Origin of the sequence: Acrocarpospora corrugata, assembly GCF_009687845.1 — a bacterium.
Classification (GTDB): Bacteria; Actinomycetota; Actinomycetes; order Streptosporangiales; family Streptosporangiaceae; genus Acrocarpospora; species Acrocarpospora corrugata.
In genome coordinates this window covers 62,411-87,662 of the sequence record NZ_BLAD01000072.1, presented here as the reverse complement: position 1 = coordinate 87,662, position 25,252 = coordinate 62,411, and the positions used below count along the sequence as shown (strand labels likewise).

At 67.0% G+C, this 25,252-nt stretch carries 23 protein-coding genes and 1 tRNA gene; 11 read left to right on the top strand and 13 right to left on the bottom strand.

The annotated features are described in order from the left end of the window. The 10 genes from Acor_RS46425 to dnaA all read right to left on the bottom strand — a co-directional run. Window positions 1-192: GNAT family N-acetyltransferase (locus tag Acor_RS46425; RefSeq protein ID WP_218034543.1), on the bottom strand; the 192-nt coding region annotated here is incomplete at its 3' end. Window positions 193-687: 495 nt separating this feature from the next. Continuing rightward, a tRNA-Ile gene (locus tag Acor_RS29005) sits at window positions 688-761 on the bottom strand. A 121-nt stretch (window positions 762-882) separates the two neighbouring features. Continuing rightward, complete coding sequence (locus Acor_RS44750; protein ID WP_246239239.1) at window positions 883-1,602, bottom strand: DUF3566 domain-containing protein; 720 nt, start codon at window positions 1,600-1,602, stop codon at window positions 883-885. Continuing rightward, window positions 1,599-4,118, bottom strand: a complete 2,520-nt coding sequence (gene gyrA, locus Acor_RS28995) for a DNA gyrase subunit A (RefSeq protein WP_155339932.1) — start codon at window positions 4,116-4,118, stop codon at window positions 1,599-1,601. Before gyrA ends, Acor_RS44750 begins: the two co-directional genes overlap by 4 nt. A 33-nt stretch (window positions 4,119-4,151) precedes the next feature. Next, entirely contained in the window at window positions 4,152-6,095 is a 1,944-nt protein-coding gene (gyrB, locus tag Acor_RS28990) for a DNA topoisomerase (ATP-hydrolyzing) subunit B (protein WP_155339931.1), read from the bottom strand. 344 nt (window positions 6,096-6,439) lie between these two features. Next, window positions 6,440-6,964, bottom strand: coding sequence for a DciA family protein (locus Acor_RS28985; RefSeq protein WP_308805695.1), 525 nt, complete (start codon window positions 6,962-6,964; stop codon window positions 6,440-6,442). Further along, window positions 6,957-8,120, bottom strand: coding sequence for a DNA replication/repair protein RecF (gene recF, locus Acor_RS28980; RefSeq protein ID WP_155339930.1), 1,164 nt, complete (start codon window positions 8,118-8,120; stop codon window positions 6,957-6,959). The genes Acor_RS28985 and recF overlap by 8 nt, the downstream gene beginning before the upstream one ends. A 41-nt stretch (window positions 8,121-8,161) precedes the next feature. Beyond that, window positions 8,162-9,130, bottom strand: coding sequence for a phosphogluconate dehydrogenase (NAD(+)-dependent, decarboxylating) (gene gnd / locus Acor_RS28975; protein ID WP_155339929.1), 969 nt, complete (start codon window positions 9,128-9,130; stop codon window positions 8,162-8,164). 60 nt (window positions 9,131-9,190) lie between these two features. Further along, window positions 9,191-10,327, bottom strand: a complete 1,137-nt coding sequence (gene dnaN / locus Acor_RS28970) for a DNA polymerase III subunit beta (RefSeq protein WP_155339928.1) — start codon at window positions 10,325-10,327, stop codon at window positions 9,191-9,193. A 627-nt stretch (window positions 10,328-10,954) separates the two neighbouring features. After that, entirely contained in the window at window positions 10,955-12,589 is a 1,635-nt protein-coding gene (gene dnaA, locus Acor_RS28965) for a chromosomal replication initiator protein DnaA (RefSeq protein ID WP_155339927.1), read from the bottom strand. A gap of 504 nt (window positions 12,590-13,093) precedes the next feature. On the opposite strand from dnaA, the gene rpmH reads away from it, so the two are divergent. From rpmH to Acor_RS28910, 11 genes are all read left to right on the top strand, one after another. Further along, complete coding sequence (rpmH, locus tag Acor_RS28960; RefSeq protein WP_155339926.1) at window positions 13,094-13,231, top strand: 50S ribosomal protein L34; 138 nt, start codon at window positions 13,094-13,096, stop codon at window positions 13,229-13,231. A gap of 81 nt (window positions 13,232-13,312) precedes the next feature. Then, window positions 13,313-13,654 (top strand): ribonuclease P protein component, encoded by a 342-nt coding sequence (gene rnpA, locus Acor_RS28955; protein ID WP_155339925.1) that lies wholly within the window; start codon window positions 13,313-13,315, stop codon window positions 13,652-13,654. Window positions 13,655-13,749: 95 nt separating this feature from the next. Beyond that, entirely contained in the window at window positions 13,750-13,977 is a 228-nt protein-coding gene (gene yidD / locus Acor_RS28950; protein ID WP_246239250.1) for a membrane protein insertion efficiency factor YidD, read from the top strand. Window positions 13,978-13,981: 4 nt separating this feature from the next. Continuing rightward, on the top strand, window positions 13,982-14,935 hold the full coding sequence (gene yidC, locus Acor_RS28945; RefSeq protein WP_155339923.1) for a membrane protein insertase YidC: 954 nt from the start codon (window positions 13,982-13,984) through the stop codon (window positions 14,933-14,935). A 30-nt stretch (window positions 14,936-14,965) separates the two neighbouring features. Beyond that, a complete protein-coding gene (locus Acor_RS28940; RefSeq protein ID WP_155339922.1) occupies window positions 14,966-15,460 on the top strand; it encodes a Jag family protein in 495 nt (164 codons plus the stop codon). Window positions 15,461-15,818: 358 nt separating this feature from the next. Further along, window positions 15,819-16,556, top strand: a complete 738-nt coding sequence (rsmG, locus tag Acor_RS28935; protein ID WP_155339938.1) for a 16S rRNA (guanine(527)-N(7))-methyltransferase RsmG — start codon at window positions 15,819-15,821, stop codon at window positions 16,554-16,556. 437 nt (window positions 16,557-16,993) lie between these two features. Then, a complete protein-coding gene (locus tag Acor_RS28930; RefSeq protein WP_155339921.1) occupies window positions 16,994-17,770 on the top strand; it encodes a ParA family protein in 777 nt (258 codons plus the stop codon). A gap of 47 nt (window positions 17,771-17,817) precedes the next feature. After that, window positions 17,818-18,867 (top strand): ParB/RepB/Spo0J family partition protein, encoded by a 1,050-nt coding sequence (locus Acor_RS28925; protein WP_155339920.1) that lies wholly within the window; start codon window positions 17,818-17,820, stop codon window positions 18,865-18,867. Window positions 18,868-19,103: 236 nt separating this feature from the next. Next, entirely contained in the window at window positions 19,104-19,673 is a 570-nt protein-coding gene (locus Acor_RS28920; protein ID WP_170317123.1) for an RNA polymerase sigma factor, read from the top strand. Beyond that, complete coding sequence (locus tag Acor_RS28915) at window positions 19,666-20,760, top strand: CU044_5270 family protein (protein WP_155339918.1); 1,095 nt, start codon at window positions 19,666-19,668, stop codon at window positions 20,758-20,760. The genes Acor_RS28920 and Acor_RS28915 overlap by 8 nt, the downstream gene beginning before the upstream one ends. Window positions 20,761-21,082: 322 nt before the next feature. Then, the gene (locus tag Acor_RS28910; protein ID WP_155339917.1) at window positions 21,083-21,592 is read left to right on the top strand and encodes a DinB family protein; all 510 of its coding nucleotides are present in this window, start codon (window positions 21,083-21,085) and stop codon (window positions 21,590-21,592) included. A 207-nt stretch (window positions 21,593-21,799) separates the two neighbouring features. Here Acor_RS28910 and Acor_RS28905 read toward each other — a convergent pair whose 3' ends face one another. From Acor_RS28905 to Acor_RS28895, 3 genes are read right to left on the bottom strand one after another with little or no spacing between them, the layout of a single operon-like run. Continuing rightward, complete coding sequence (locus tag Acor_RS28905; protein WP_246239234.1) at window positions 21,800-22,825, bottom strand: threonine aldolase family protein; 1,026 nt, start codon at window positions 22,823-22,825, stop codon at window positions 21,800-21,802. A gap of 25 nt (window positions 22,826-22,850) precedes the next feature. Further along, window positions 22,851-23,801 (bottom strand): D-alanine--D-alanine ligase family protein, encoded by a 951-nt coding sequence (locus Acor_RS28900; RefSeq protein ID WP_155339916.1) that lies wholly within the window; start codon window positions 23,799-23,801, stop codon window positions 22,851-22,853. Window positions 23,802-23,859: 58 nt separating this feature from the next. Continuing rightward, window positions 23,860-25,092, bottom strand: a complete 1,233-nt coding sequence (locus tag Acor_RS28895; RefSeq protein ID WP_155339915.1) for an aminotransferase-like domain-containing protein — start codon at window positions 25,090-25,092, stop codon at window positions 23,860-23,862. Window positions 25,093-25,252: the final 160 nt, after the last annotated feature.

The window sequence follows — 25,252 nt, the reverse complement described above, 5'->3', positions numbered from 1 at the left end:
GTTCCTGTGGTTGGGCGCCAATTCGCATGATCGCTTCCAACGCTTGTTGTCCACATCGATTCGCCACGCGATGGCCTCGAAGCCAAGTGCGTCGAACGCATAGGTCATCGTGAGCAGCTTGGTCTCGGTGTTGGCCGCGGTACGCCACCAACTCCGTCCGAACCAAGTCCCGCCCATCTCCAGACTGCCCACTGTGAGGTTCCACGTATGCAGACTCGTGGGTGCCGATCGCTGTCTCGTGATCGCGGCTAAGCACAGCAAAAGCAACTCGCCTGCCCGCGTCGACTTCCCTGAGGCGCTTGGACGTGATCGCCCACAGTTCCTCTTCGCTGTCCGGGGCGAGTTGCTCAGTCCCCGCCAGACTTCCTCATCACGGCCACCCACCTGGAAAAGGGCCGGAATGGCATAGGTCCAGAGGCTCAAGACGTACATGGCGTCCTTCGAGGACAGTCGGGACAGGCGTTAACGGCATGACTCGAAGGTACTGAGCCGAGAACCTGTTTGAGAACCAGAGAACATACGGCCCAAGGTCGAGCCGACCGAGGAGGAGCGCGACTTCTTGGCCGAAAGCACCCCGACGAAGTGATCAGCACCCAGTCGGACCCGGCAAGGTATCTCGCAGTCACGCAGACAGCAGAATGGCCGCTCTCCGAAGATCGGATAGCGGCCTTTTGCAGGTCAGAAAAGTGGGGCTACCAGGACTTGAACCTGGGACCTCTTCCTTATCAGGGAAGCGCTCTAACCGTCTGAGCTATAGCCCCCAGCACACCCAAAACCCGCTAGGTCTCGGCTGGACGTAGGAAAGCTTACCGTGTCCGGAGCCCTCCTCGCACCGTGGTTCCTGTACGGCCGCCCCCCAGCAGCCGCACAGGACCAGCACATCTACTCAGCTTCGCTGAAGGTCACTTCAACCCCGCCGACCAGATCAGCGGAAAGGTTGTAGATCACCGCACCCAGCGTCGCCAACGCAGTGATCAACACCACATTGATCGCCCCCAGCAACGCGGTATACCCCAGAATGCGCACCGGCTCGAACCAGCTCGCCACATCAAACGACGGCGTCGCGTTCTCGCCCACCGTCAGCTGGTTGACCGCCTTCACAACCTCGTCGAACACCCCCATGGCCGACAGCACGCCGTACAGCACGGCGACCGCCACGAACAGGACCACGAAGCAGACCAGGGAGACGACGAAGCTGAACTTCATCGCCGACCAGGGTTCGACCCGGCGGAGGACGAGGTGGGCCTTCCGAGGGGCGCGGATGGCCGGTTTGCGGTCCTCTGCCGGTTGGGTTCTGAGGATCGGACGGTCTGCTGGTGTGGTCAGGTCGGCCGCGGTGCCGACGGACGGGACCGCCGGTGGGCGAGGGTTGGTCTCGTCCAGGTCGGGCGCGGCAGGCGACCACGGCTTCGGGTCCGGTCCGGTCGTGCGGATGCGGAGCGTGGAGTCGTCCGACTTCGGCTCCTCGGCGGGGCGGGGGTCCGGTTTGGGCGTTCCCTCGTCGTCGATCCGCTCGGACACCCCGTCACGCATGGCGAAAGACGCCGGCTTGGCGGCCGAAGCCTTCGTCGTTCTGGCGCTGGCGCTGCCCGAGTTGCTCATTCCTCGTCTCCTGCCCCATTCTCCACTGTCTCCAAAGCTTCGGCTGTCGCCAGCGTTTCGGCATTTCGGGCGAGGGCCACGACGCTGTCGCCTTCGGCGAGATTCATCAGGCGAACCCCCATGGTCTGGCGGCCGGACTGCTTGATCTCCCCGGCGCTGGTACGGATAACTCCCCCGGCGGAGGTGATCGCGAAGACTTCGTCTTCGGGTCGCACCATGACCGCTCCGACCAGCTTGCCACGGGCGCTCACGATTTTCGCAGTCAGCACGCCCTTGCCGCCCCGACCTTGAAGCGGGTAATGGTCAACCGGGGTCCGCTTCGCATACCCGCCTTCGGTCGCGATAAGCACATCGTCGCCGTGGCTCATCACATTCATGGCGAGAAGTTCGTCGCCGTCGATGAACCGCATGCCGATCACACCGCTGGTGGCCCGGCCCATGGGACGCAGAGCCTCGTCGGAGGCGGTGAAGCGGATCGACTGCGCGCCCGTGGAGACGAGCAGTAGATCGTCTTCCTCGGACACGAGCCTGGCGGCGATCACTTCGTCATCTTCGCGCAGGTTGATCGCGATCAGGCCACCGGAGCGCGGCGAGTCGTACTCGGAAAGGCGGGTCTTCTTCACCAGGCCGCTGCGGGTGGCGAGCACCAGGTAGGGGGCCACCTCGTAGTCGCGCAGGTCGAGAATCTCCGCGACGTGCTCGTCGGGCTGCATGGCCAGCAGGTTGGCCAGGTGCTGCCCGCGCGCGTCGCGGCCGGAGTCGGGCAGCTCGTACGCCTTGACCCGATACACCCGCCCCTTGTTGGTGAACGCCAGCAACCAGTGGTGGGTGGTGGTCACGAAGAAGTGCTCGACGATGTCGTCCTGGCGGAGCTGGGCGCCGCGGACGCCCTTGCCGCCGCGCTTCTGCGCCCGGTAGAGGTCGGTGTTGGTGCGCTTGGCGTACCCACCGCGGGTGATCGTGACGACCATGTCCTCTTCGGCGATCAGGTCCTCGATGGACATGTCGCCCTCGTAGGCGATGATCTCCGTCTTGCGCTCGTCGCCGTACCGCGTGATGATCTCGCCGAGTTCGTCGCCGACGATGCTGCGCTGGCGGCTGGGGGAGCCGAGGATGTCCTGGTAGTCGATGATCTGCGTCATCAGGTGCTCGTACTCGTCCTGGATCTGCTGGCGTTCCAGGGCGGCGAGCTTGCGCAGCTGCATGTCCAGGATGGCCTGGGCCTGGATCTCGTCGATCTCCAGCATGCTCATCAGGCCCTGCTGGGCGGCCGACGCCGACGGCGACTGGCGGATGAGCGCGATCACGTCGTCGAGCCGGTCCAGCGCCTTGAGCAGGGCCCGCAGGATGTGCGCCCGCTCCTCCGCCTTGCGGAGCAGGAAGCGGGTGCGCCGGACGACGACCTCGATCTGGTGGCCGATGTAGAACTTGACGAACTGGTCCAGCCGGAGCGTGCGCGGAACGCCGTCGACCAGGGCCAGCATGTTGGCGCCGAAGGTGGTCTGCAGCTGGGTGTGCTTGTACAGGTTGTTCAGCACGACCTTGGCGACCGCGTCGCGCTTGAGCACGACGACCAGGCGCTGGCCGACCCGGGAGGAGGACTCGTCGCGGACATCGGCGATGCCGGTGACCTTGCCCTCCTTGACCAGCTCGGCGATGGACAGCGCGAGGTTGTCCGGGTTGACCTGGTACGGCAGCTCGGTGATGACCAGGCACTGCCGCGCCTTGTTGTCCTCCTCGACCTCCACCACAGCCCGCATGGTGATCGACCCGCGCCCGGTCCGGTACGCCTCGTCGATGCCGCGCTTGCCGACGATCAGCGCGCCGGTCGGGAAGTCGGGGCCCTTGACCCGGGCGATGAGGGCTTCGATCAGCTCGTCCTCGTCGGCGTCCGGGTGCTGGAGCGCCCACTGCACGGCCGAGCCGACCTCGCGCAGGTTGTGCGGCGGGATGTTGGTGGCCATCCCGACCGCGATCCCGGCCGAGCCGTTGACCAGCAGGTTCGGGAACCGCGACGGCAGCACGACGGGCTCCTGGGAGCGGCCGTCGTAGTTGGGCTGGAAGTCGACGGTCTCCTTGTCGATGTCCCGGAGCATCTCCATCGCGATCGGCGCGAGCTTGCACTCGGTGTACCGCATCGCGGCCGGCATGTCGTTGCCCGGCGAGCCGAAGTTGCCCTGGCCGTCGACCAGCGGGTAGCGCAGCGACCAGGGCTGCGCGAGCCGTACCAGAGTGTCGTAGATCGAGGTGTCGCCGTGGGGGTGGTAGGAGCCCATGACGTCGCCGACGACCCGGGAGCACTTGAAGTAGCCCCGGTCGGGGCGGTAGCCGCCGTCGAACATCGCGTACAGCACCCGCCGGTGCACGGGCTTGAGCCCGTCCCGAACGTCCGGCAGCGCGCGCGACACGATGACCGACATCGCATAGTCCATGTAGCTGCGCTGCATCTCGGACTGGATGTCCACCGGTTCGATACGATCCGTCGGCGGGCCCGGAGGCAGGTTCACTTCCGTCACGTCTATCCTTTTCTGCTCTGTACGGCAGGCCGATTACACATCGAGGAAGCGCACGTCGCGCGCGTTTCTGATGATGAACTCGCGCCGCGGCGCGACCTCCTCGCCCATCAGGACGCTGAACATCTCGTCGGCCTGGGCCGCGTCGTCCAGGGTGACCTGCAGCAGCAACCGGGTGTCCGGGTTCATCGTGGTTTCCCACAGCTGGTTGGCGTTCATCTCGCCGAGACCCTTGAACCGCTGGACGTTGTCACGCGGACGAGGGTCGGGCTTGCCGGCGTCGATGCCGGCCTGGATGACGGCGTCGCGCTCCCGGTCGGAGTACGCGTACGACGCGTCCTCCCCCTTGCGGTCCCACTTGATCTTGTACAGCGGCGGCTGGGACAGGTACACGTGCCCGGCCTCGATCAGCGGGCGCATGAACCGGAACAGCAGCGTCATCAGCAGCGTGGTGATGTGCTGGCCGTCGACGTCGGCGTCGGCCATCAGGATCAGCTTGTGGTAGCGCAGCTTGGACAGGTCGAACTCGTCGTGCACGCCGGTGCCGAGCGCGGTGATCAGCGACTGGACCTCGGTGTTCTTGAGGACCTTGTCGATCCGCGCCTTCTCCACGTTGAGGATCTTGCCGCGGATCGGCAGGATCGCCTGGAACCGGGAGTCGCGGCCGCCCTTGGCGGAGCCGCCGGCCGAGTTGCCCTCGACGATGAACAGTTCGCAGCGCTCCGGCTCGCTCCACTGGCAGTCGGCCAGCTTGCCGGGCAGGCCGCTGCCGCTCTCCAGCAGCGACTTGCGCCGGGTCAGGTCGCGCGCCTGGCGGGCGGCGATCCGGGCCCGGGAGGCCTGCAGCGACTTGTTGATAATCTCTTTGGCCTCGCCGGGGTTGCGCTCGAACCAGTCCCGCAGGTGATCGTTGCAGGCCTTCTGGACGAACGACTTGGCCTCGGTGTTGCCCAGCTTGGTCTTGGTCTGACCCTCGAACTGGGGCTCGGCCAGCTTCACCGAGATGATCGCGGTGAGACCCTCGCGCACGTCGTCGCCGGTGAGGTTGTCGTCCTTGCCCTCTTTGAGGAACTTCTGCTCGCGCGCGTACCGGTTCACGATGGTGGTCAGCGCGGCCCGGAAGCCCTCTTCGTGGGTGCCGCCCTCGGCGGTGTTGATCGTGTTCGCGAAGGTGTAGACCGACTCGGAGTAGGAGCCGTTCCACTGCATGGCGATCTCGGCGGAGATGCCGTCGCCGTGCTCCTCGAAGTCGATGATCGAGTTGTGGACGGTCTCCTTCTTCGAGTTCAGGTGCGCCACGAAGTCGGACAGGCCGCCCTCGTAGCAGTACGTGACCTCGACCGGGCCCTCCACGGTGTGGTCGGGACGCTCGTCCCTGATCACGATGGTGAGGCCCTTGTTGAGGAAGGCCATCTCCTGGAAGCGCCTGCTCAGCGTCTCGAAGTTCCAGTTGGTGGTCTCGAAGATGGTCTCGTCCGGCCAGAAGGTGATCGTGGTGCCGGTCTCTTCGGTGGGTTCGCCCTTGATCACATCCGTGATCGGCTTCGACCCGACATACGTCTGCCCCCAGTGGAACCCGTCCCGCTTGATCGCCGCCTCCAGGCGGCTGGCCAGCGCGTTCACCACCGAGATGCCCACACCGTGCAAGCCGCCCGACACCGCGTACGACTTGCCGTCGAACTTGCCGCCGGCGTGCAGCACGGTCAGCACGATCTCCAGGGTCGGCTTGTTCTCGACCGGGTGCATGGCCACCGGGATGCCTCGGCCGTTGTCCACGACCTTGACGCCACCGTCGGCGAGCAGCGTGACCTCGATGTGGTCGCAGACCCCCGCCAGGGCTTCGTCGACCGAGTTGTCCACAACCTCGTAGACGAGGTGGTGCAGGCCGCGTTCGCCGGTCGAGCCGATGTACATACCCGGCCGCTTGCGGACCGCCTCCAGGCCTTCGAGAACGGTGATAGAGCTTGCGTCGTAGGACAAGTGTGAAATCCTCCTGCCGCGGACACGCGGCAGGCGACATCCGAGGATGGCTATCCTGCCGTGCCCGTCACCGTCGTGAGTGCCCCGATGCGCTCACCCAGGGGAGTCGGCTCGTCAGGCCGGGGTGACACGCAAACGGACGTGTCCTTAAGTCCACTTTCATTCTACCGGTCTTCGGGACCTCAGGTGGCATTGACGGGCGCTGTGATGCCCGCTAATGCGATGATCTTGTTTTTAATGTCAACCCCGCGAGACCGGGGGTTCTCGCGTCAGGCGCGATTTCGGGCCACTGCGAGACTTTTTCACAGCTCATTTTCGATCGTGTACGGACCCGCGTCAGCCCCTTATCCATAGGTGTCCCCAGGTCCCTTGCTGCCGTGAACGCGCAGGCCACCGCCGGGACGGGGTCCCGTGTTCGGCCCGTGCACCTTGACCCTCAGGACCGTGCCATCGCCGAGCTCCTCGTTCAGCCTTCTGACCAGGGACGCGGCCAGCAAACGCACCTGGGTGGCCCAGGCGGTGGAGTCGGCCGCGACCAGCACCTCACCGTCCTCGAAACTCTCCGGTTTGGTGTGCGAGGCCAGCTCTGGGCCGACGATCTCCCGCCAGCGGCCGAACACCCCGCCGACGGCGACCGACTGCTCCCAGCCGCGATCGGCCAGCAGATCGCGGATCGCCCCGCCGAACAGCTGGGGATCGGCGGCGTCCCTGGCCCCGCCGTTCTTGCGGCGGCGGGGTTCGCTGCGCGGCAGCTGGCCGCGGCGGACCGCGTCGGCTTTGGCCTGGGCGAGCTTCTCGCGGGCCAGGGCGGCGCCTTTGGCCGCCGAGTTCTGGGGGGACTGGCCGCCCGCGCCGGGGGAATCAGACACGGGTCACGCTCCCTTCTGTCACGTCGAATCGCACGCCGATGAGCTCGCCCGGCACGTCGGCGGGGACGGCTGCGGTGATCAGGACCTGCTCCGCCGGGGCGACCATCTCGGCCAGCCGGCGGCGGCGCTGGGTGTCGAGTTCGGCGAACACGTCGTCCAGGATCAGCACCGGGTCGCCGCCGTCGGCGCGGAGCAGGTCGTAGGCGGCCAGGCGGAGAGCCAGCGCGAACGACCAGGATTCGCCGTGGCTGGCGTAGCCGCGGGCCGGCAGCTCGCCGAGGCTGAGCTGGAGGTCGTCGCGGTGCGGGCCGACCAGGGTGATGCCGCGTTCGAGCTCGGACTTGCGGGCTTCGGCGAGGGCGGCCAGCAGCTGATCGGCGAGGTCCTCGCGGGTTGTCCCCAGGGCTGTGGACGAGTATTCGAGCTGGACGGCGTCGGAGGAGGGGGCGAGCGTCGCATACGCCTTCGCCACCAGCGGGCGTAGTTCGTCCACAAGGTCGAGCCGGGCCGACAGCAGTTCGGCGCCGTGGCGGACGAGATGGCTGTCCCAGACCGCCAGCGTGCTCTGGACGTCCCCGGCGCCCGCTTCGGCGAATCCGGCTTCATCCTCGGCCCTGCGGGCGCTACGGCGCTTCCCAGGCCGCGCCAGGACTCCCGTGCGAAGCAGGGCGTTGCGCTGTTTGAGCACCCGGTCGTAGTCGGCCCGGACGCCGGCGAAACGGGGATGGCGGGCGACCAGCAGATCGTCCATGAACCGGCGGCGCTCCGCCGGGTCGCCCTTCACCAGGGCGAGGTCTTCCGGGGCGAACAGGACGGTTCTCAACAGGCCCAGTGCGTCCCTGGCCCGGGAGACCGGGGAGCGGTTGACCCGGGCCCGGTTGGCCTTTCCCGGGTTGAGCTCCAGTTCGATCAACGCGCGGCGGTCGTCTTTGACGATCATCGAGCGGATCACCGCGCGGGGGGCGCCGTGCCGCACCAACGGGGCGTCGGTGGCCACCCGATGGCTGGCGTGGGTGGCGACGTAGCCGAGGGCTTCGACCAGATTGGTCTTGCCCTGCCCGTTCGGGCCGACGAACGCGGTCACTCCGGGGTCGAGCGCGAGCTCCACCCCGGGATAGGACCGGAAGTCGGTGAGCGAGAGATGGGCGACGTGCATGCCGCAACGCTAGCGGTACCCACCGACATCTCGCGGCGCTCTCAGTCTTCGGCCTCCACCGGCGGAACGACGTCCGCGCCGGGGGAGTCGGCGCCCAGGCCGGTCCTGCCCTCCACCGAGTTCACCGCGTGGCCGCCGAACTGGTTCCGCAGCGCCGCGACCATCTTCATGGCCGGCGAATCGTCCTGCCGGGAGGCGAACCTGGCGAACAGCGCGGCGGTGATCACCGGCAGCGGCACCGCGTGATCCACAGCCGCCTGCACCGTCCACCGGCCCTCGCCCGAGTCCTGTGCATAACCCTTCAGCTCGCCCAGCTCCGGGTCCTCCTTGAGCGCCCGGACCAGCAGGTCGAGCAGCCAGGAGCGGATCACCGTGCCGTGCCGCCAGCTGGCGAACGCGCCCGGCACGTCGGTGACGATGTCGGTGGCCTCCAGCAGCTCCCAGCCCTCGGCGAAGGCCTGCATCATGCCGTACTCGATGCCGTTGTGGACCATCTTCGCGAAGTGGCCCGCGCCGATCGCGCCCGCGTGGACGAAACCGTCCTGGCCCACCGGCTTGAGGGTGTCGAAGATCGGCTTCAGCCGCTGGATGTCCTCGGCTGTGCCGCCCGCCATCAGCGCGTAGCCGTTCTCCAGCCCCCACACGCCGCCGCTGACTCCGACGTCCACGAAGCCGATGTTCCTGGTGGCCAGCTCGGCGCCGTGCTTCTGGTCGTCCACATAGTGTGAATTACCGCCGTCGATGATGATGTCGCCGGGCGACATCAGCTCGCTCAGGTGGTTGATCGTCGCCCGGGTGGGATCACCGGCCGGAACCATCACCCACACCGCCCTGGGCTGCTCCAGCCGCTCGACCAGATCCTTCAGGCTCCCGACGTCGCTGATCTTCGGATCCCGGTCGTATCCGACCACCTCATGACCGCCGCGGCGGAGCCGCTCAGCCATGTTCCCGCCCATTTTGCCGAGCCCGATCAGGCCGATCTGCATGCAGGCCACCCCCTCAGAATCCATCGTGGTTCGCCTACCCGGCGCGGGGGAAGATCATACGGGCATGCCGGAAAAGTCCTGACGTCAGCTGGATAGACGGATGGGCATGATCAGGTAGCGATAATCCGCGATCGCGGTTTCATCCACAGGTTTTCCACCGGTGAGGATGGCCGGCTTGGTGGAGGTGGTGAAGTTCAGCCGGGCCAGGTCGGAGTCGATCGCGCCGAGGCCCTCCAGCAGGAACTGGTGGTTGAAGGCGATGTTGATGTCGTCGCCCTGGAACTCCACCGGCAGGACCTCCACCGCCTGCGCCTCGTCGCCGCTGCCCGCTTCCAGGACGACCTCGGTGCCGCGGAAGGCCAGCCGCACCGGGGTGTTGCGCTCGGCGACCAGGGCGACGCGCTTGACCGCCTCGACGAACGCGCTTGTGGATATGTCGGCGTACGCGGAGAACTCGGTCGGCAGCAGCGAGCGGTACTTGGGGAACTCGGGGTCGAGCAGGCGGGTGGTGGTGCGCCGGCCGGAGCTGGAGAAACCGATCATGCCCTCGCCGGTGCCGCCCACCGAGCTGAGCGCGATCTCCACCTCGGCGCCGGTGATCAGCGACTTGGCGGTGTCGGCCAGGGTGCGCCCCGGGATCATCGCGATCGCCTGGAAGTCCGGCTGGTCGGGCTGCCACTTCAGTTCGCGGACGGCCAGCCGGTAGCGGTCGGTCGCGGCCAGCGTGACCGTGTCGCCCTCGATCTCCATCCGGACGCCGGTGAGCATCGGCAGCGTGTCGTCCTTGCCGGCCGCGGTGGCCACCTGGGCGACGGCGGCCGCGAACACGTCGCTGCCGACCCGGCCGGCGGCGGGCGGCATGGCCGGGAGCGACGGGTAGTCCTCCACCGGCATGGTCAACAGGGTGAAGCGGGCGCTGCCACACGTGACGACCGCCTTGGCGCCCTCGACGACCAGGTCGACGGGCTGGGCCGGCAGCGCGCGGGTGATCTCGGCGAGCAGCTTGCCGGAGACCAGGACCACGCCGGGCTCACCGGTCTGCAGGTCGAGGGTGACCTCGGCGGACACCTCGTAGTCGAAGCCGGAGAGCTTCAACTGGTGGTCCTCGGTCACCTCCAGCCGCATGCCCGCCAGCACCGGCACGGAGGGGCGAGCGGGCAGGCTACGTGCCGTCCACGCGACCGCCTCGGCGAGCACGTCTCGGTCGACCCGGAACATCACGTGGATCAGCCTCCTGTGAATCTTTCTGGCTTGTTGCTGTCTCTGCCCGGCGAACGTGGTTCATCCCTCGCGGGAGTGGGGAGTAGTCCACCAGGTGTGTGTAGCAGCGAACGCCCATCCTCGTCGCTCGCTCGCAGGTGTCAACTCTCCCGCACCTTGGCGCTCTGCGGAGCCCTTCTGTTGCTCTTGATTTCCCTATTGAGAGAGAACGTAGTCACCTTCATAGGGGCTGTGGATATGTGGATGAACCCCTGTTTTCGCAGCTCAGCATAGCTGCCGTCATCCACCGTGCCTGTGGGTAAACGGTGGATGACGAAGCGTGGTCTGTGGAGGAACTTCGGTTGTGCACAGACCATCCCCAGGAAAACGGTCCGTCATCCACTGGTTACCCACAGGTTATCCCCAAGTTGTCCACGGAAGACACGCCCATGTCGGGGAGTGAATTTTCCACTGTGCACATAGCGTCCACAGACTATGCACAGGGTGTCCACAAGTTATCCCCAGGCTGTCCCCAGAGTTATCCACAGGGTGTGGGGAAAACGGCTCGCTAAAAGATCTTCGGAGTGCGGCTAACACGCCTGTGAGGTGTAGTGGCAGTGATCCACAGGGATATCCACAGCCTGTGAATCAAGCTTGGCGGCCACGTTGCTTGATGCGGGTGGTGAGCTCGTTCACCTGGTTGTACATCGAGCGGCGCTCGGCCATCAGGGACCGGATCTTCCGCTCCGCGTGCATGACGGTGGTGTGATCCCGGCCGCCGAACTGCTGGCCGATCTTCGGCAGCGACAGGTCGGTCAGCTCCCGGGCCAGGTACATGGCGATCTGCCGGGCGGTCACCAGCGCCCGCGAGCGCGAGCCGCCGCACAGATCCTCCAGCGAGACGCCGAAGTACTCGGCCGTCGTCGACATGATCAGCGCGATGGTGATCTCGGTGGTCGCGTCCTCGCTGATCAGATCCTTCAGCACGATCTCGGTCAGCTGGATGTCCACCGACTGCCGGTTCAGGCTGGCGAACGCGGTCACCCGGATCAGCGCGCCCTCCAGCTCCCGGATGTTGGTGGCGATTCGGCTGGCGATGTACTCCAGCACGTCCGGCGGCGCGGCCAGGCCCTCCTGGATGGCCTTCTTCCGCAGGATCGCGATCCTGGTCTCCAGCTCGGGCGGCTGCACGTCGGTGATCAGCCCCCACTCGAACCGGTTGCGGAGCCGGTCCTCCAGCGTGACCAGCTGCTTCGGCGCGCGGTCGCTGGAGATCACGATCTGCTTGGAGGAGTTGTGCAGGGTATTGAAGGTGTGGAAGAACTCCTCCTGCGTCTGCTCCTTGCCCTCCAGGAACTGGATGTCGTCCACCAGCAGGATGTCCACCGCGCGGTAGCGGGCCCGGAAGCCGTCGGCCTTGTGGTCGCGGATGGAGTTGATGAAGTCGTTGGTGAACTCCTCGGAGCTCACGTACCTGACCCGGGCGCCGTCGTACAGGCTCTGCGCGTAGTGGCCGATCGCGTGCAGCAGGTGCGTCTTCCCCAGCCCCGAGTCCCCATAAATGAAGAGCGGGTTGTACGCCTTCGCCGGCGCCTCGGCCACGGCCACCGCGGCCGCGTGCGCGAACCGGTTGCTGGCCCCAATAACAAAGGTGTCGAAGGTGTACTTGGCGTTCAGCCGGGCCGGCTCCCCGCTGGTACGGCTCCCGCGGCTCTCCCACCGGTTCTGCACCGGCTCGGGCTTCGGCGGCTCAGTGGCGAACGTGGGGTTCTGCTGGTACGGCTCCGCCGCCGGCTTGGCCTCTTCCTGTGTGAAAGGAAAACCGGACTGAGCCTGTGGACCAACCTGTGGATAATCTGGGGACGACTGCGAGTTGTCCTGCCGGAATCCCTGGTTGAAGCCTGGTTGAGCCCCTCCCTGCTGGGGAAAACCGCTGTCCACGGGCTGGGGATAGCCGGGCGGCCTGGGGAAGTTCTGCCCAGGGGGCTGGGGATAACTTTCGCGCTGCTGCTGTCCCTGCTGCTGGTTGGTCGTGTCGACCATGACCGCGATCCGGACCGGGCGGCCCAGTTCCTGGGAGAGCGCGTGCGCGATCAGCGGGCGAAGCCGTACTTCCAGGACTTCCTTCGCGAAGTCATTGGGGGCGGCCAGCAGAATCGTGTCGTTGATCAGGCCGGACAGCGTGGTCATCTGCAAGAAGGCGCGCTGCTGCCCGGAAATGCCCTCCTCGGTGAGGGTGGCTAGCGCGCGGGCCCATACCGCGTTGAGGTCGACGCCGTTCACGGCTCGGCCCTCCTCCCTACGCGGCCCCCGCTCGCTCGCCGCGATCCGTTTATCCACACCCGCGTCCGGCCGGGTCGTCCCGGCGGCGCCAGTCCCCGCTACTTGATCCACAGGAGATCCACAAGTTGTACACAGGTAGTGCACAGCCCTCAGGATGGGGAGGAAGGTCTGGACGCCTGACAGTAGCGGTGCGCCCACCCGCGTTCAAGACGTTGTCCACAGCCTAGTGCTTGTCGAGACCCCAGGGTGTGGACGACTGAACCACCGGTGGAAAACCAGGTCATGAGCCTGGGGACAACTCCGCTCAACGCTGGTATGGTCACGCTCTGCGCTGATGATCACCGTCCCTCCGGTTTGACCATCCGGCGGATCCCCCGTAACGTGTTGCGGTCGGCTTATCCGTGACGGCTATTTCGCATGCCCTGCGATCGGTGAGCCGTAAAACCGTGCACCGTACCGCGCCCGAGGACCTTCCCGGGTGTAACTCAAGCCTGGAGCCCACTCGTGAGCAAGCGTACTTTTCAGCCGAACAACCGTCGTCGCGCGAAGACCCACGGCTTCCGGCTGCGCATGCGCACCCGCGCCGGTCGCGCCATCCTGGCCGCTCGTCGCCGCAAGGGCCGTCACGACCTGACCGTCTGACCTGCCGCCAGCCTGTGAACGCCCGCCGCCGATCCTGGCGGCGGGCCGCCCTTTCATTCGGGCCACTTATAAGGAAGTGCCGTGCTGCCGTCCGCTTCCCGCATGCGGCGGGGTGACGAGTTCGCCGAGGCGATTCGTCGCGGGCGCCGAGCGGGACGTCCGTCGTTGGTCGCTCATCTCCGGGTGGGCGACGGGGATACCACCCCGCTTGTCGGGTTCGTCGTCAGCAAGGCCGTCGGCGGGGCCGTCATCAGAAATCAGGTCAAGCGGCGGCTCAGACACCTGATGCGGGCACGTATACACCTACTCCCGAGAGGTAGCCTGCTGGTGGTACGCGCCAATCCTCCGGCCGCGTCCGCGCGTAGCGAGAACCTGGCCGCCGATCTTGATGTCGCGCTCGAGCGACTTCTCCGGCGGCCATGAGATGGACGGTCATGACAGCCGAGCAGCCCGCACCGGTGGAATCGGGCATCGCGGACAACACGTCCCCGCCCGCCCCGGTGTCGCTCGCTGCCCGGATGCTGGTGGCCCCGATCAGGTTCTACCGGGCGTTCATCAGCCCGCTGTTCGGGCCACGCTGCCGATTCTTCCCCTCCTGCAGCGCATATGGTGTGGAGGCGATCGCCGTACACGGGGCGTTGCGCGGGGTGTGGTTGACCATCAGGCGTATCGGCCGATGCCATCCCTTCCACCCCGGCGGGTTCGATCCCGTGCCCCCTCGACCCCACAACAAGCAAGGGAGCTAGCTCGGTGGAGCTGTCCTGGCTGAATTGGCTGTATACGGCCATCGCTCAAGTGATCACTTGGATCCACACGGGCTACAGCACTGTCATCAATCCCGCCAGCGGCCTGAACTGGGCGCTGACCATCATCACGCTCACCGTGGCGATGCGGATCCTGATCTTCCCGCTCTTCCTCAAGCAGATGCGCTCGTCGAAGAAGATGCAGGAGCTGGCTCCCAAGATCCAGGAACTGCGCAAGCGGCATAAGAACGACAAACAGCGCATGAACCAAGAAGTCATGCGCGTCTACCAGGAGGGCGGCGCCAACCCGCTCGGCGGTTGCCTGCCCATCCTGGCCCAGTTCCCGATCTTCATCTCGATGTTCACCGTGCTGAACGCGATGGCCCACGGCCAGCCCAGGTTCGGCATGACCCAGGAGCTGGTGAACAGCGCCCGCGCGGCGCACATCTTCGGCGCCCCCCTGCCGGCGACCTTCTTCACCAGCGCGGCCGACATCGAGAAGTACGGCGCCGACCCGGTCATCGCCAAGATCGTCCTGGTGGTCTTCGTGGCGATCAGCTCGCTGACCACCTTCCTGACGGTGCGGCAGAGCGTCACCCGGTCGATGGCCCAGATGCCGGACAACCCGATGGCGCAGCAGCAGAAGATCCTGATGTACATCTCGCCGCTGTTCGCCGTCTTCTCGCTCAACTTCCCGCTCGGCCTGATCCTTTACTGGGTTACCACCAACGTGTGGACGCTGGGTCAGCAACACTGGTTCTACAGCCGCAACCCGATGCCGCAGTTCGACGCGAAGGGCAACATCATTCCGCCCACGCCGCCGACCAGCCTGCTCTCGCGGTTCCGGAAGACCAAGGAGACGGCCGAAGAGGAGCCCGCGGCCCCGCCCGAGCCCAAGATCGTCCGTCAGCAGCCGACCCGCCAATCGCGGAGTAAGCGGACCGGCACCAAGAAGTCGTGATTACCGAGCAACGTGAGAAGGAGTTCGGACGTGACCGAAGCTGAGGAGACCGTCAAGGCGGCTCCCGATGTCGCCGCCCTCGAACAGGAAGGTGAGATCGCGGCCGACTACCTCGAAGGCCTGCTCGACATCGCCGACCTCGACGGGGACATCGACATGGACGTCGAAGGCGACCGCGCGATGGTGTCGGTCGTCGGCCTCAAGGGCGGGGACCTGGTCGGCCCCGGCGGCGAGGTGCTGGAGGCGCTCCAGGAGCTGACCCGTCTCGCGGTGCACCGCCAGACCGGCGAGCGGTCCCGCCTCATGCTCGACGTCGCCGGCTACCGCGAACGCCGCCGAGCCGAACTAACCAAGATCGGTACGGCTGCCGCCGCCGACGTCAAGTCCAGCGGCGAACCGAAGGCACTGCAGCCGATGACGCCCTTCGAGCGCAAGGTCGTCCACGACGCGGTCGCCGGCGCCGGCCTGCGCAGCGAGTCGGAAGGCGAGGAGCCCCGCCGCTTCGTCGTCATCCTCCCCGTCTGAGTCCCCCATCGAAAGCCGTCGATCTCGCATCGGGATCGGCGGCTTTCCTGTTATGTCCAGTTCCAGGAGCTTGCGTACAGCGAGTTGGGTACGACGAGCTTGTGCACAGCGAGTCGCGTGCAGCTCCTGGAGCGCCTCCCGCACCCGCAGCGCCTCGCCGCCGATGGCCGACCAGTGCCCCGCCCTCGTGTACCGCCACCGCGGCGCTGACGCGCGTGTGGGAGGTGGCGCGCCACTCCCGCATGCCTGGCCGGAGGCGCCGCGGCGGTGCTGGGTCCGAAGGGCGCGAGCGCGACCCCGCATGCCTGGCCGGTGGATCCGTCACCCGGCCGATAACCTACGAGAGATGACCGGAGAGATGAGCGAGCAACTTCCCCCTGCCCCCGATGTGGCCTACGAGGTTTTTCATGGTGCGGCGATGGCGCGGGCCGAGGCATTCGCCGACCTGCTGGCGGGACCCGGGGTGGTTCGGGGGTTGCTCGGGCCCCGGGAGGTCTCCCGGATCTGGGATCGCCATCTGCTCAACTGCGCGGTGATCGCGGAAGCCGTACCGGCGGATGTGCGGCTGGTGGACATCGGGTCCGGGGCCGGACTGCCCGGAATCGTGCTGGCGATCGTCCGGCCGGACATCCGGGTGACCCTGCTCGAACCCTTGCTGCGCCGCACGGTCTTCCTTAACGAGTGCGTCGACGCGCTGGGGCTGGACAACGTTGAGGTGCTGCGGGCCAGGGCCGAGGAGGTCGCCGGTGAACGGGAGTTCGAGGTGGCGACCGCCCGCGCGGTGGCACCTCTTGATCGCCTGCTGACCTGGGCGATGCCGCTGCTTGGGCCGGACGGCATGCTGCTCGCGATGAAGGGGGAGCGGGCCGCCGAGGAACTGGAGGGGGCCGCGTCCCAATTGCGCGCCTCTGGGGCTCGAACGGCCGAGCTTGTCACGGTCGGGCACGGTAAAGTCGAGCCACCCGCAACTCTTGTCCGGGTTATCGCCGGTCCCAAGCCCAACGTGGGACGTCGGGATGAGGGCGCGAGAGACGGTGATCTCAGAGGTCGGCATGAGGTCGCGAAGCGAGGTGCACGGCGCCGACGAAAGAGGTGACGGTCGTGCCTGGTGCGGTGACGGGCTTGGGATGGCCGGAGGAGTTCGCGGACGGGCGAATGGCACAGCCGTCGGGGGTCGGCTGGCCGCTCTTCTCCGTCCTGCCGGATGTACCGGCGGATGCGTCGCCGGTTGTGTTGCCGGATGCATTGCTGGATGAACGGTCGGAAGATAGACCGGAAACGCTACTGGAAGCAGCGGCGTCACCAGCGTCGTCCGATGGACAACCGGATGCACCGCCGGATGAGAGGACGACAGTCGTGTCCAAGCCCCCGCTTAACCCAGGTGATTCCCCGCTGGTTCGAGAGGCACTGAGTTCTGTGGTTTCACGTGAAACAACCGCACCTACTGCGGCACCTACGGCGGCGGCTGCGACGCCGGTCGGCTATTCCGCTCGTCGTGAGGAAGGCTGGCCGCGGCCACCCAAATGCCGGGTGATGACGATTGCCAACCAGAAGGGCGGCGTCGGCAAGACCACGAGTGCCGTCAACCTGGCCGCCGCGCTGTCCATGCACGGACAGCGGGTGCTGGTCGTCGACTTGGACCCGCAGGGCAACGCGTCGACCGCCCTGGCGACCGAGCATCGCGCCGGAGTGCCGTCGATCTATCAGGTTCTGGTCGAAGACCTGCCCCTTGAATCAATCGTGACCGAAGTCCCCGACATGCCAGGGCTCTTCTGTGCCCCGGCGACCTTGGACCTGGCCGGCGCGGAGATCGAGTTGGTCCCGATGGTCGGCCGGGAGACCCGGCTCAAGCGGGCGTTCGCGGCCTTCGAGTCGAAGATGAACTTCGACTACATCCTGATCGACTGCCCACCGTCGCTCGGCCTGCTGACCGTGAACGCGATGGCCGCCGCCCAGGAGGTCCTGATCCCGATCCAGTGCGAGTACTACGCGCTGGAAGGCCTCACCCAGCTCCTGCAGAACGTCGAGTTGGTCCGCGCCCACTTGAACCAGACCCTGACCGTGTCCACCATCCTGCTCACCATGTACGACGGCCGTACCCGGCTGGCCTCTCAGGTGGCCGAGGAGGTCCGCTCCCATTTCGGGGCCACCGTCCTCGACGCGGTCATCCCCCGGAGCGTACGCGTGTCCGAGGCGCCCAGCTATGGGCAGTCGGTGATGACGTACGATCCGGGTTCGAGCGGGGCCATGGCGTACATGGAGGCGGCTCGGGAGATGGCGTATCGCGGCGCGGCGGTTGCCGACGCGTGAACCGATAGCCTCATAGAGTCCTGCGGTTCGGTCGGTTAGGAGCATCGTTGAGTCAGCAGCGTCGGGGACTCGGGAAGGGCCTGGGTGCCCTGATTCCCACCGGGCCGATCGTCGATCCGGGTGTCGCCTCGGGAAATACCGGGGGCCCTGGCGGTACCGGAGGTCCGGGAAGTGTGGGAGGCCCGGCGGGTGCCGGGTATCGCGGGGAGAGTTCACTGGCGGGATCTCCCCCGGCGTACGGTGATGGGCTGGGCGGGTTGCAGCCGGTCGCCGGAGCGTACTTCCAGGAGATTCCGCTCAGCTCCATCGTGCCGAACCCGCGTCAGCCTCGTGAGGTCTTCGACGAGGACCGGCTGGACGAGCTGGCCGCGTCCATCAGCGAGGTCGGCCTGCTGCAGCCGGTCGTCGTCCGGGCGGCCGGGCCCGGCACGTTCGAGCTCGTCATGGGGGAGCGGCGCTGGCGAGCCTCCCAGCTGGCTGGCCTGGACCAGATTCCCGCGATCGTCCGCAGCACGCAGGACGACGAGATGCTGCGCGAAGCGCTCATCGAGAACCTCCAGCGGGAGCAGCTCAACTCGCTGGAGGAGGCGGCGGCCTACCAGCAGCTCCTGGACGACTTCGGCGCGACCCACGAACAGCTGGCCAAGAAGGTGGGCCGATCCCGGTCCCACATCACCAACACCCTGCGCCTCCTGAACCTCCCCCCGAACGTCCAGGTCCGCCTGGCCGCCGGCACGATCACGGCCGGCCACGCACGCGCGCTCCTCGCGCTGGACGACCCGTCCGCCCAGGAGCGACTGGCCGCCCGAATCGTGGCCGAGGGAATGACGGTACGGACGGTCGAGGAGATCGTCTCCATGGGCGACGCCAAGTCCGGCCCCGCCCCCCGGCAGCCCCGCGCCAAACAGCCGACGGCACCAGCTCTCCGCCACCTGGCCGACCGCCTGTCGGATCACTTCGAGACTCGGGTGAAAGTCGATTTAGGGCGTCGCAAGGGCAAGATCGTGGTCGAGTTCTCCACCATCGACGACCTTGAACGCATCATCGGCGCAATGGCCCCTGACGCCGCCAATCAGATGCGCTCCTTCGAGGACTAGCCAGGCAACGCACCCTGGCGTTGTTTCACGTGAAACACACGCCAGGCCCGCCCTGGCAGCGCGGCTCACCGCCCCACCCGCAACCGCTGCTCGCACTCGGTTTCACGTGAAACAGCCCCGATCCCGCTCTGGATCGGGGCTGCTGTCTTTCGGAAGCCGAACTCCAGCGTGCTGTCATCCACTTGGCGATGCCGGACATAACCAGATGCAGCAGAAACCGGCGGAGGGCGGGATGGATGTCAGAGCAGGTGATCAGGTTCACCCAGATGTTCGACACCTGCTACGAGAGCGTGCTGCGCTATGCGGCACGTCGAGTGGGGAAGGACATCGCCGGTGACATCGCCGGGGAGACCTTCTCCATCGCCTGGCGCAGATTCCCCGACCTACCGCAGGAGGATCACAACGTCCTGCCCTGGCTGTACGGAGTCGCGCGGAACGTCATCGCCAATGAGGAACGCCGACAACGCCGAAGCGGGCGCCTCACCGCGCGGTTGATGAACCTCTCGTGGTCCGGCCGCGCGGTCACCGGCGACCACGGCGAACACGTCACAGGGACCATGGCGTTGGAAGCGGTCCTCAGCCGGTTGTCTCCCATGGATCAGGAGATTCTGCGGCTGATCGGCTGGGAGGACCTGCCCATCTCCCAGGCCGCCATCGTCCTGAAGTGTTCGCCCGCGGCCGCGGCCGTTCGTGCTCGCCGCGCTCGACGGCGATTTGTCGCCGCCTTGAAGGATCACGGGGTGGCCATCACCCATTCAGCTGCGCTGACGAATCGGTCCACGTGGGAGGAGAAGGGTCATGTCTGAGGACTTCATGGACGTGCGGCGCTTGCTGGCTCCGATCGACCCGATGGCACCGGAGACGTTCGCCGGCGCCGCGACTGATCCCCAGGCACGTGCGACGCTGCGGCGTATCCTCGCTGCGGCCCCAGCGGAGGCGTCCAAGCCAAAGCGTCAGCTGAGCCGCAGGAGTGTCCTTGCCATGGCGGGTGGTGCCGTGGCGGCGACGTCCATCGTGGGGGTCACCCGGATGATTCCCGCCGGCGAGCCCGCCGCCCGCGTCCCGACTGTCGCGATGTTGTCCTACCAGCAGGTGAAGGGTGAGTCACTGATGGCAGGGAGCATGCCGTCCGCGCGCTCGATTCTGCTGAAAGTGGCAGAGGCGGCTGAGCGGCAACAAGACGGGGTCAGGCCGACCGACACGAGATACGTCTACCTCCAGATCAACGAGTGGAATCTCAATGTCGCCGTGTCCGATGGACAGGCCAGCACCGCCGTCGTTCCCACGGTCACGGAGCTGTGGACCCCCATCTCGGCTACGGACATGGTGCGGCGGGTTGAACGTCCCGGGAGGCCGATCGTCATCGGTTACGGCAGCGAGTGGACGGCGGGTGCTGTCGCCAGTGGGACCTCCGGTTCGGATGAACTGATGTCGGTAGAGGCCGCGCTGCTGAGCCGGTCGCCGGAGGACCTGCCTCTGGATGCGACTGCTCTTCGACGGGCTCTGCTGCCGGCGGCGCGCGTCCCTGACGATGTGCCCGAGGTCTACCAGCTCGTCGAAGCCGTCGTCGGGCTATTCAGCGAACGATATGTGCCGCCGCGGTTGTCTGCGGTTCTGTGGCGGATGCTCGCCGACGAGCCGCATCTGGGGTTCCTGGGCGATACGACCGACAGGGCGGGCCGAGCCGGTCGAGCGATCGCGCTGGATGTGAGCAGGGGACTGCCCAAGAGGCTGGTTCTCATCATCGACCCGGAAACGGGCCGCTTGAATTCCAGTGAAGTGATTCTCACAAAGGACGCGGGGAGACTCAATGTCAGCATTCCCGCGGTCATCGGCTACAAGCTGTTCCTGCGTCAGGGCTGGGTGCCGGACAGCCGGACCGCAGTGCGGTGAGCTTCGGCGGCTCGCGAAGGGCCGTCAGGTCAGGGGCGAAGCCGGGGCTGTGGCCGCGCAGTCGGCGCTCGGGCTGCGACGCCTCACGGAGGGGTGCCTCCGTGCGGGCACTGGGCCGTCATCGACCGCCAGCCGGCCGGAATCGACTGCTGCGATCTAAGGGGGCTGTTTCACGTGAAACCAAGCACATGCGCGATGTGGAAAGGAGGGCAGGTGGGGAGTTCCTGGCTGTTTTGGGTGTGTTGCGGATGGGGGTGAATGGTGGCAGGTGGTGGGTGCGGATACTGGCTCGGAGTTTGGGTGTGGAGAAGGAGTGTGAGCTGTGAGTGGTGACAGTCGTGTTGGGCCGGGGAGGGTTGGTAGTGAGCGTGAGATGTTGCGGGGCTATCTCGACTATCACCGGGCGACACTCGCGATGAAGTGCGAAGGGCTGGGTGATGAGGAGTTGCGGAGGCGGTCGATGCCGCCGTCGACGCTTTCGTTGCTGGGGTTGGTGCGGCATATGGCGGAGGTGGAGCGGGCCTGGTTCCGTCGGGTGTTTGAGGATAACGAGGCGCCTATGGTCTGGTCCGATGAGGTTGACTTTCAGGCGGCTTACGATGCGAGCATGTCGAGCAGAGGTGAGGCGTTTGGGGCCTGGGAAGCCGAGGTGGAGAACTCGCGTCGTATTGAGCGGGAGGCTGGGTCGATGGAGTTGGTCGGGCATCAGCCGCGGTGGGGTGAGGATGTGTCGCTGCGGATGGTGATGTTGCACGTGCTCCTGGAGTACGCCCGCCACAACGGGCACGCGGACCTTCTGCGTGAGGGCGTCGACGGGACTGTGGGTGCCTGAGTCGTAGGAGGTGCCGATCCCCGAGCGTGGAGCTGCTTCAGGAATCGTCCGCCGTGCCTTGCCCCAGGTGGGTGGTCGGCGGTTGGGATGGCGCGGTGTTTCACGTGAAACAAGGGGGGTGGAGCGCTGCCGCTCGGCGGTTGCCTTCTGCGCCGGCCGGAGGTCCGGCGGTGTTTCACGTGAAACAGCGAGTTTCACGTGAAACAGCTAGGGGCGGAGGCTGCGGAGAGTGGTGACCAGGGCGTCGACGTCGTCGGGGGTGGTGTCGAAGGAAGTGACCAGGCGGATGACGCCGGTGGGGCGGTCCCAGACGGAGAAGAGGTGGTGGTGGCCGAGTTCCAGGACTTCCTTCTCGGTGAGGATGGGGAAGACGGCGTTGGATTGCACGGGGTAGTGGAGTTGGAAGTGGGGGGTGATGGCGTCGGCCAGGCGGTGGGACATGGCGTTGGCGTGGCCCGCGTTGCGGTGCCAGAGGTTGTCGGTGAGGAGAGCGGTTAGCTGGGCGGCGACGAAGCGCATCTTCGAGGCGAGTTGCATGCCCTGCTTGCGGAGGAAGAGGGCGCTCGCGTCGAGTTCGGGGCGGAGGATGACCAGAGCTTCCGCGCCCAGGGCGCCGTTCTTGGTGCCGCCGAAGCTCAGGACGTCGACGCCGGCGTCCGTGGTGAGAGCGCGCAGGGAGCAGTCGGCTTCCGCGGCGGCGTTGGCGAGGCGCGCGCCATCCATGTGCAGGTAGAGCCCGTGCGTGTGGGCGACTGCCGCGAGGGCGGCGACTTCGTCGGCGGTGTAGAGGGTTCCGCATTCGGTCACCTGCGAGATGGAGACGACCTTCGGCTGACTGTGGTGCTCGTTGCCCAGCGCGTCGAGTTGGCCGAGCACATCCGCCGGACGGAGCTTCCCGTCCTCGGTTTCGACGGTGAGAAGTTTGGTGCCCAGCACCCGCTCCGCCGCCCCGGCCTCATGACCGTTGATGTGCGCACTGGCCGGGCAGATCACACCGTCGAACGAGCGCAGCATCAGCCCGAGCCCGACCACGTTGGCCCCGGTTCCATTGAACATCGCGTACGCGGAGGCTTGCTCGCCGAACTCGGTGCGGAAGGCGGTCTCCATCTCCCGCGTCCACTGGTCGGTGCCGTACGCCACCGCGTCGCCCACGTTCGCCGCGGCGATGGCGGCCATCACGTCCGGGTGCACCCCGGCGTGGTTGTCACTGCCGAAACTCTTCCCATGAATCACGCCGAACAGCCTAGCCAGGCCCAGGTCAGGACCGTGCCGCCGCGATCTCCAGAAGCCCCTTGCACAGCGCGCCCAGATCCCGACCGGCCGCCTCGGCCGCCATCGGCAGCAGCGAGGTCTCCGTCATTCCGGGGGCGACGTTCACTTCCAGGAAGTACGGCCGCCCGGAGGCGTCCACGATCAGATCGGTCCGTGACACGTCGCGCAGCCCGAGCGCGGAATGCGCGGCCACGGCCATCGCGGCGCACGCCTGGGTGGCCTCGGGGGAGAGCCGGGCGGGGGCGAAGAACTCGGTGTGGCCGGCGGTGTAGCGGGCGGCGTAGTCGTACACGCCGCCGTCCGCCACGATCTCGACGGGCGGCAGTGCGACCGGTCCCTCCCCCAGGTCGACGACCGACACCGCCACCTCGACACCCTCGATGTACTTCTCGATCAGCGCGGTATCGCCGTACGCGAAACAGCCGACCATCGCGGCCGGGAGCTCTTCGGCGGAGCGGACGATGGACGCGCCCAGCGCGGAGCCGCCCCTGGACGGCTTCACGAACAGCGGGAGTCCGAGCGAGGCGGTGATTCTGGCGAGTACCGCCGACGCGCCCAGGTCGTGGAAGGTCTCCTTCGGGAGCGCCACCGAATCAGGGGTGTTCAACCCCCACGAGCGCACGACGGCCTTGGCGGTCGGCTTGTCGAAGGCCACCCGGCACGAGTCCGGGGTCGCCCCCACGTACGGCACGCCGAGGAGTTCCAGGACTGAGCGGATGGCGCCGTCCTCCCCCGCGCCGCCGTGCAAGGTCACGAACACGGCGTCCGGGGGATCGGCGAGCACGGACGGCACCAGGGACGAGTCGGTGTCGCGGGTCTCCACGTCCACCCCCGCCGCGCGGAGCACCTCGGTGACCCGGCGGCCGGAACGGATGGAGACCTCCCGCTCGTACGACAGGCCGCCTGCCAACACCAGGACGTGTCCGAGATCGCTCATTCCCAGGCCTTTCCGGATCGCTGTACGGCTAGCCCGAACAGGCTAGCCGTACCCGATCTCAGGCGAGGTCCGGACCCGGTGTGTCGACCCCGGCGTGGCCGGGCGCGCGACCGGTGCCGAACATCTCGCGGGTGCGCAGTTCTTCTTCGATGACTCCGGCCAGACGGCGCACGCCTTCGCGGATGCGGTCCGGTTTCGGGTAGCAGTAGGACAGTCGCATCTGGCGTTCGCCGCTGCCGTCGGCGAAGAAGCCGGTGCCGGGGACGTACGCGACGCGTTTGTCCACGGCCTGGGGGAGCATCGCCTTGGAGTCGAGGCCTTCCGGCAGGGTCATCCAGACGAAGAACCCGCCGGCGGGGCGGGTCCAGGTGCAGCCTGGCGGCATGAGCACTTCGAGCGAGCTGAGGAGCGCGTCGCGACGCTCCCGGTAGAGCTCGCGGAAGGTTTTGATCTGCTCGCGCCAGGGCTGGGTGGCCAGGAACTGCCCGACCGCCAGCTGGGTGAAGGTCGAGTGCGAGAGCACGGCCGATTCCATCGCGAGGACGAGCTTGTCCCGGACGGCGTGGGGCGCGAGGGCCCAGCCGACGCGGAAGCCCGGGGCGAGGGTTTTGGAGAACGAGCCCAGGTAGACGACGCCTTCGGGGTCGTCCGCGCGGAGCGCGCGCAGCGGTTCGCCGTCGAAGCCGAGCAGCCCGTACGGGTTGTCTTCGACGATGAGGATGCCGGCGCGCTGGCAGATTTCCAGGACCTGGCGGCGGCGGACCTCGTTGAGGGTGACGCCGGCCGGGTTCTGGAAGGTGGGGATCGTGTAGAGGAACTTGATCCGATTGCCCGCGGACTTGAGGGCGTAGATCGTCTGGGCGAGGGATTCCGGGATCAGGCCCTGGTCGTCCATCGCGATGTGCACGACCTTGGCCTGGTAGGCGGCGAACGTGCCGAGGGCGCCCACGTAGGACGGGCCTTCGGCGAGCACGATGTCGCCCGGGTCGACGAAGATCCGGGTGATCAGGTCGAGGGCCTGCTGGGAGCCCACGGTCACCACGACGTCGTTGGCGCCCGCGTCGATGCCCTCTTCGCGCATGACCTCGCAGATCTGCTCCCGCAACGCGGGATCCCCCTGGCCCGAGCCGTACTGCAGGGCCTCCGGCCCGCGCTTGGCGATCAGGTCGGCGACCAGCTCCCCCACCACGTCCAGCGGCAGCGCGGTGACGTACGGCATGCCGCCGGCGAGCGAGACCACCTCGGGCCTCGACGCGACGGCGAAAAGAGCTCGGATCTCGGAGGCGACCATCCCGGTAGCTCGTGCGGCGTACCGATCGACATAAGCGTCAATACGCGACCCATGTGCCGCAGGCGTCCGACCGTGATCCGTCTCGTACGTCACGGTCCACCTCCAATTCGTAGCCGGAAATCCAGACTAAAGCAGCACAGCGCACCTCACACACCGGGTC

Excerpts from the sequence above, each read along its gene's own strand:
- Acor_RS28895 (WP_155339915.1), bottom strand. The coding sequence starts at position 25,092 with ATGGTCGCCTCCGAGATCCGAGCTCTTTTCGCCGTCGCGTCGAGGCCC.
- gnd (WP_155339929.1), bottom strand. The coding sequence starts at position 9,130 with ATGGATTCTGAGGGGGTGGCCTGCATGCAGATCGGCCTGATCGGGCTC.
- Acor_RS28915 (WP_155339918.1), top strand. The coding sequence starts at position 19,666 with ATGTCTGAGGACTTCATGGACGTGCGGCGCTTGCTGGCTCCGATCGAC.
- rsmG (WP_155339938.1), top strand. The coding sequence starts at position 15,819 with ATGAGCGAGCAACTTCCCCCTGCCCCCGATGTGGCCTACGAGGTTTTT.
- Acor_RS28900 (WP_155339916.1), bottom strand. The coding sequence starts at position 23,801 with ATGAGCGATCTCGGACACGTCCTGGTGTTGGCAGGCGGCCTGTCGTAC.
- Acor_RS28920 (WP_170317123.1), top strand. The coding sequence starts at position 19,104 with ATGTCAGAGCAGGTGATCAGGTTCACCCAGATGTTCGACACCTGCTAC.
- yidD (WP_246239250.1), top strand. The coding sequence starts at position 13,750 with ATGCTGGTGGCCCCGATCAGGTTCTACCGGGCGTTCATCAGCCCGCTG.
- recF (WP_155339930.1), bottom strand. The coding sequence starts at position 8,120 with ATGCACGTCGCCCATCTCTCGCTCACCGACTTCCGGTCCTATCCCGGG.
- Acor_RS44750 (WP_246239239.1), bottom strand. The coding sequence starts at position 1,602 with ATGAGCAACTCGGGCAGCGCCAGCGCCAGAACGACGAAGGCTTCGGCC.
- Acor_RS28930 (WP_155339921.1), top strand. The coding sequence starts at position 16,994 with ATGACGATTGCCAACCAGAAGGGCGGCGTCGGCAAGACCACGAGTGCC.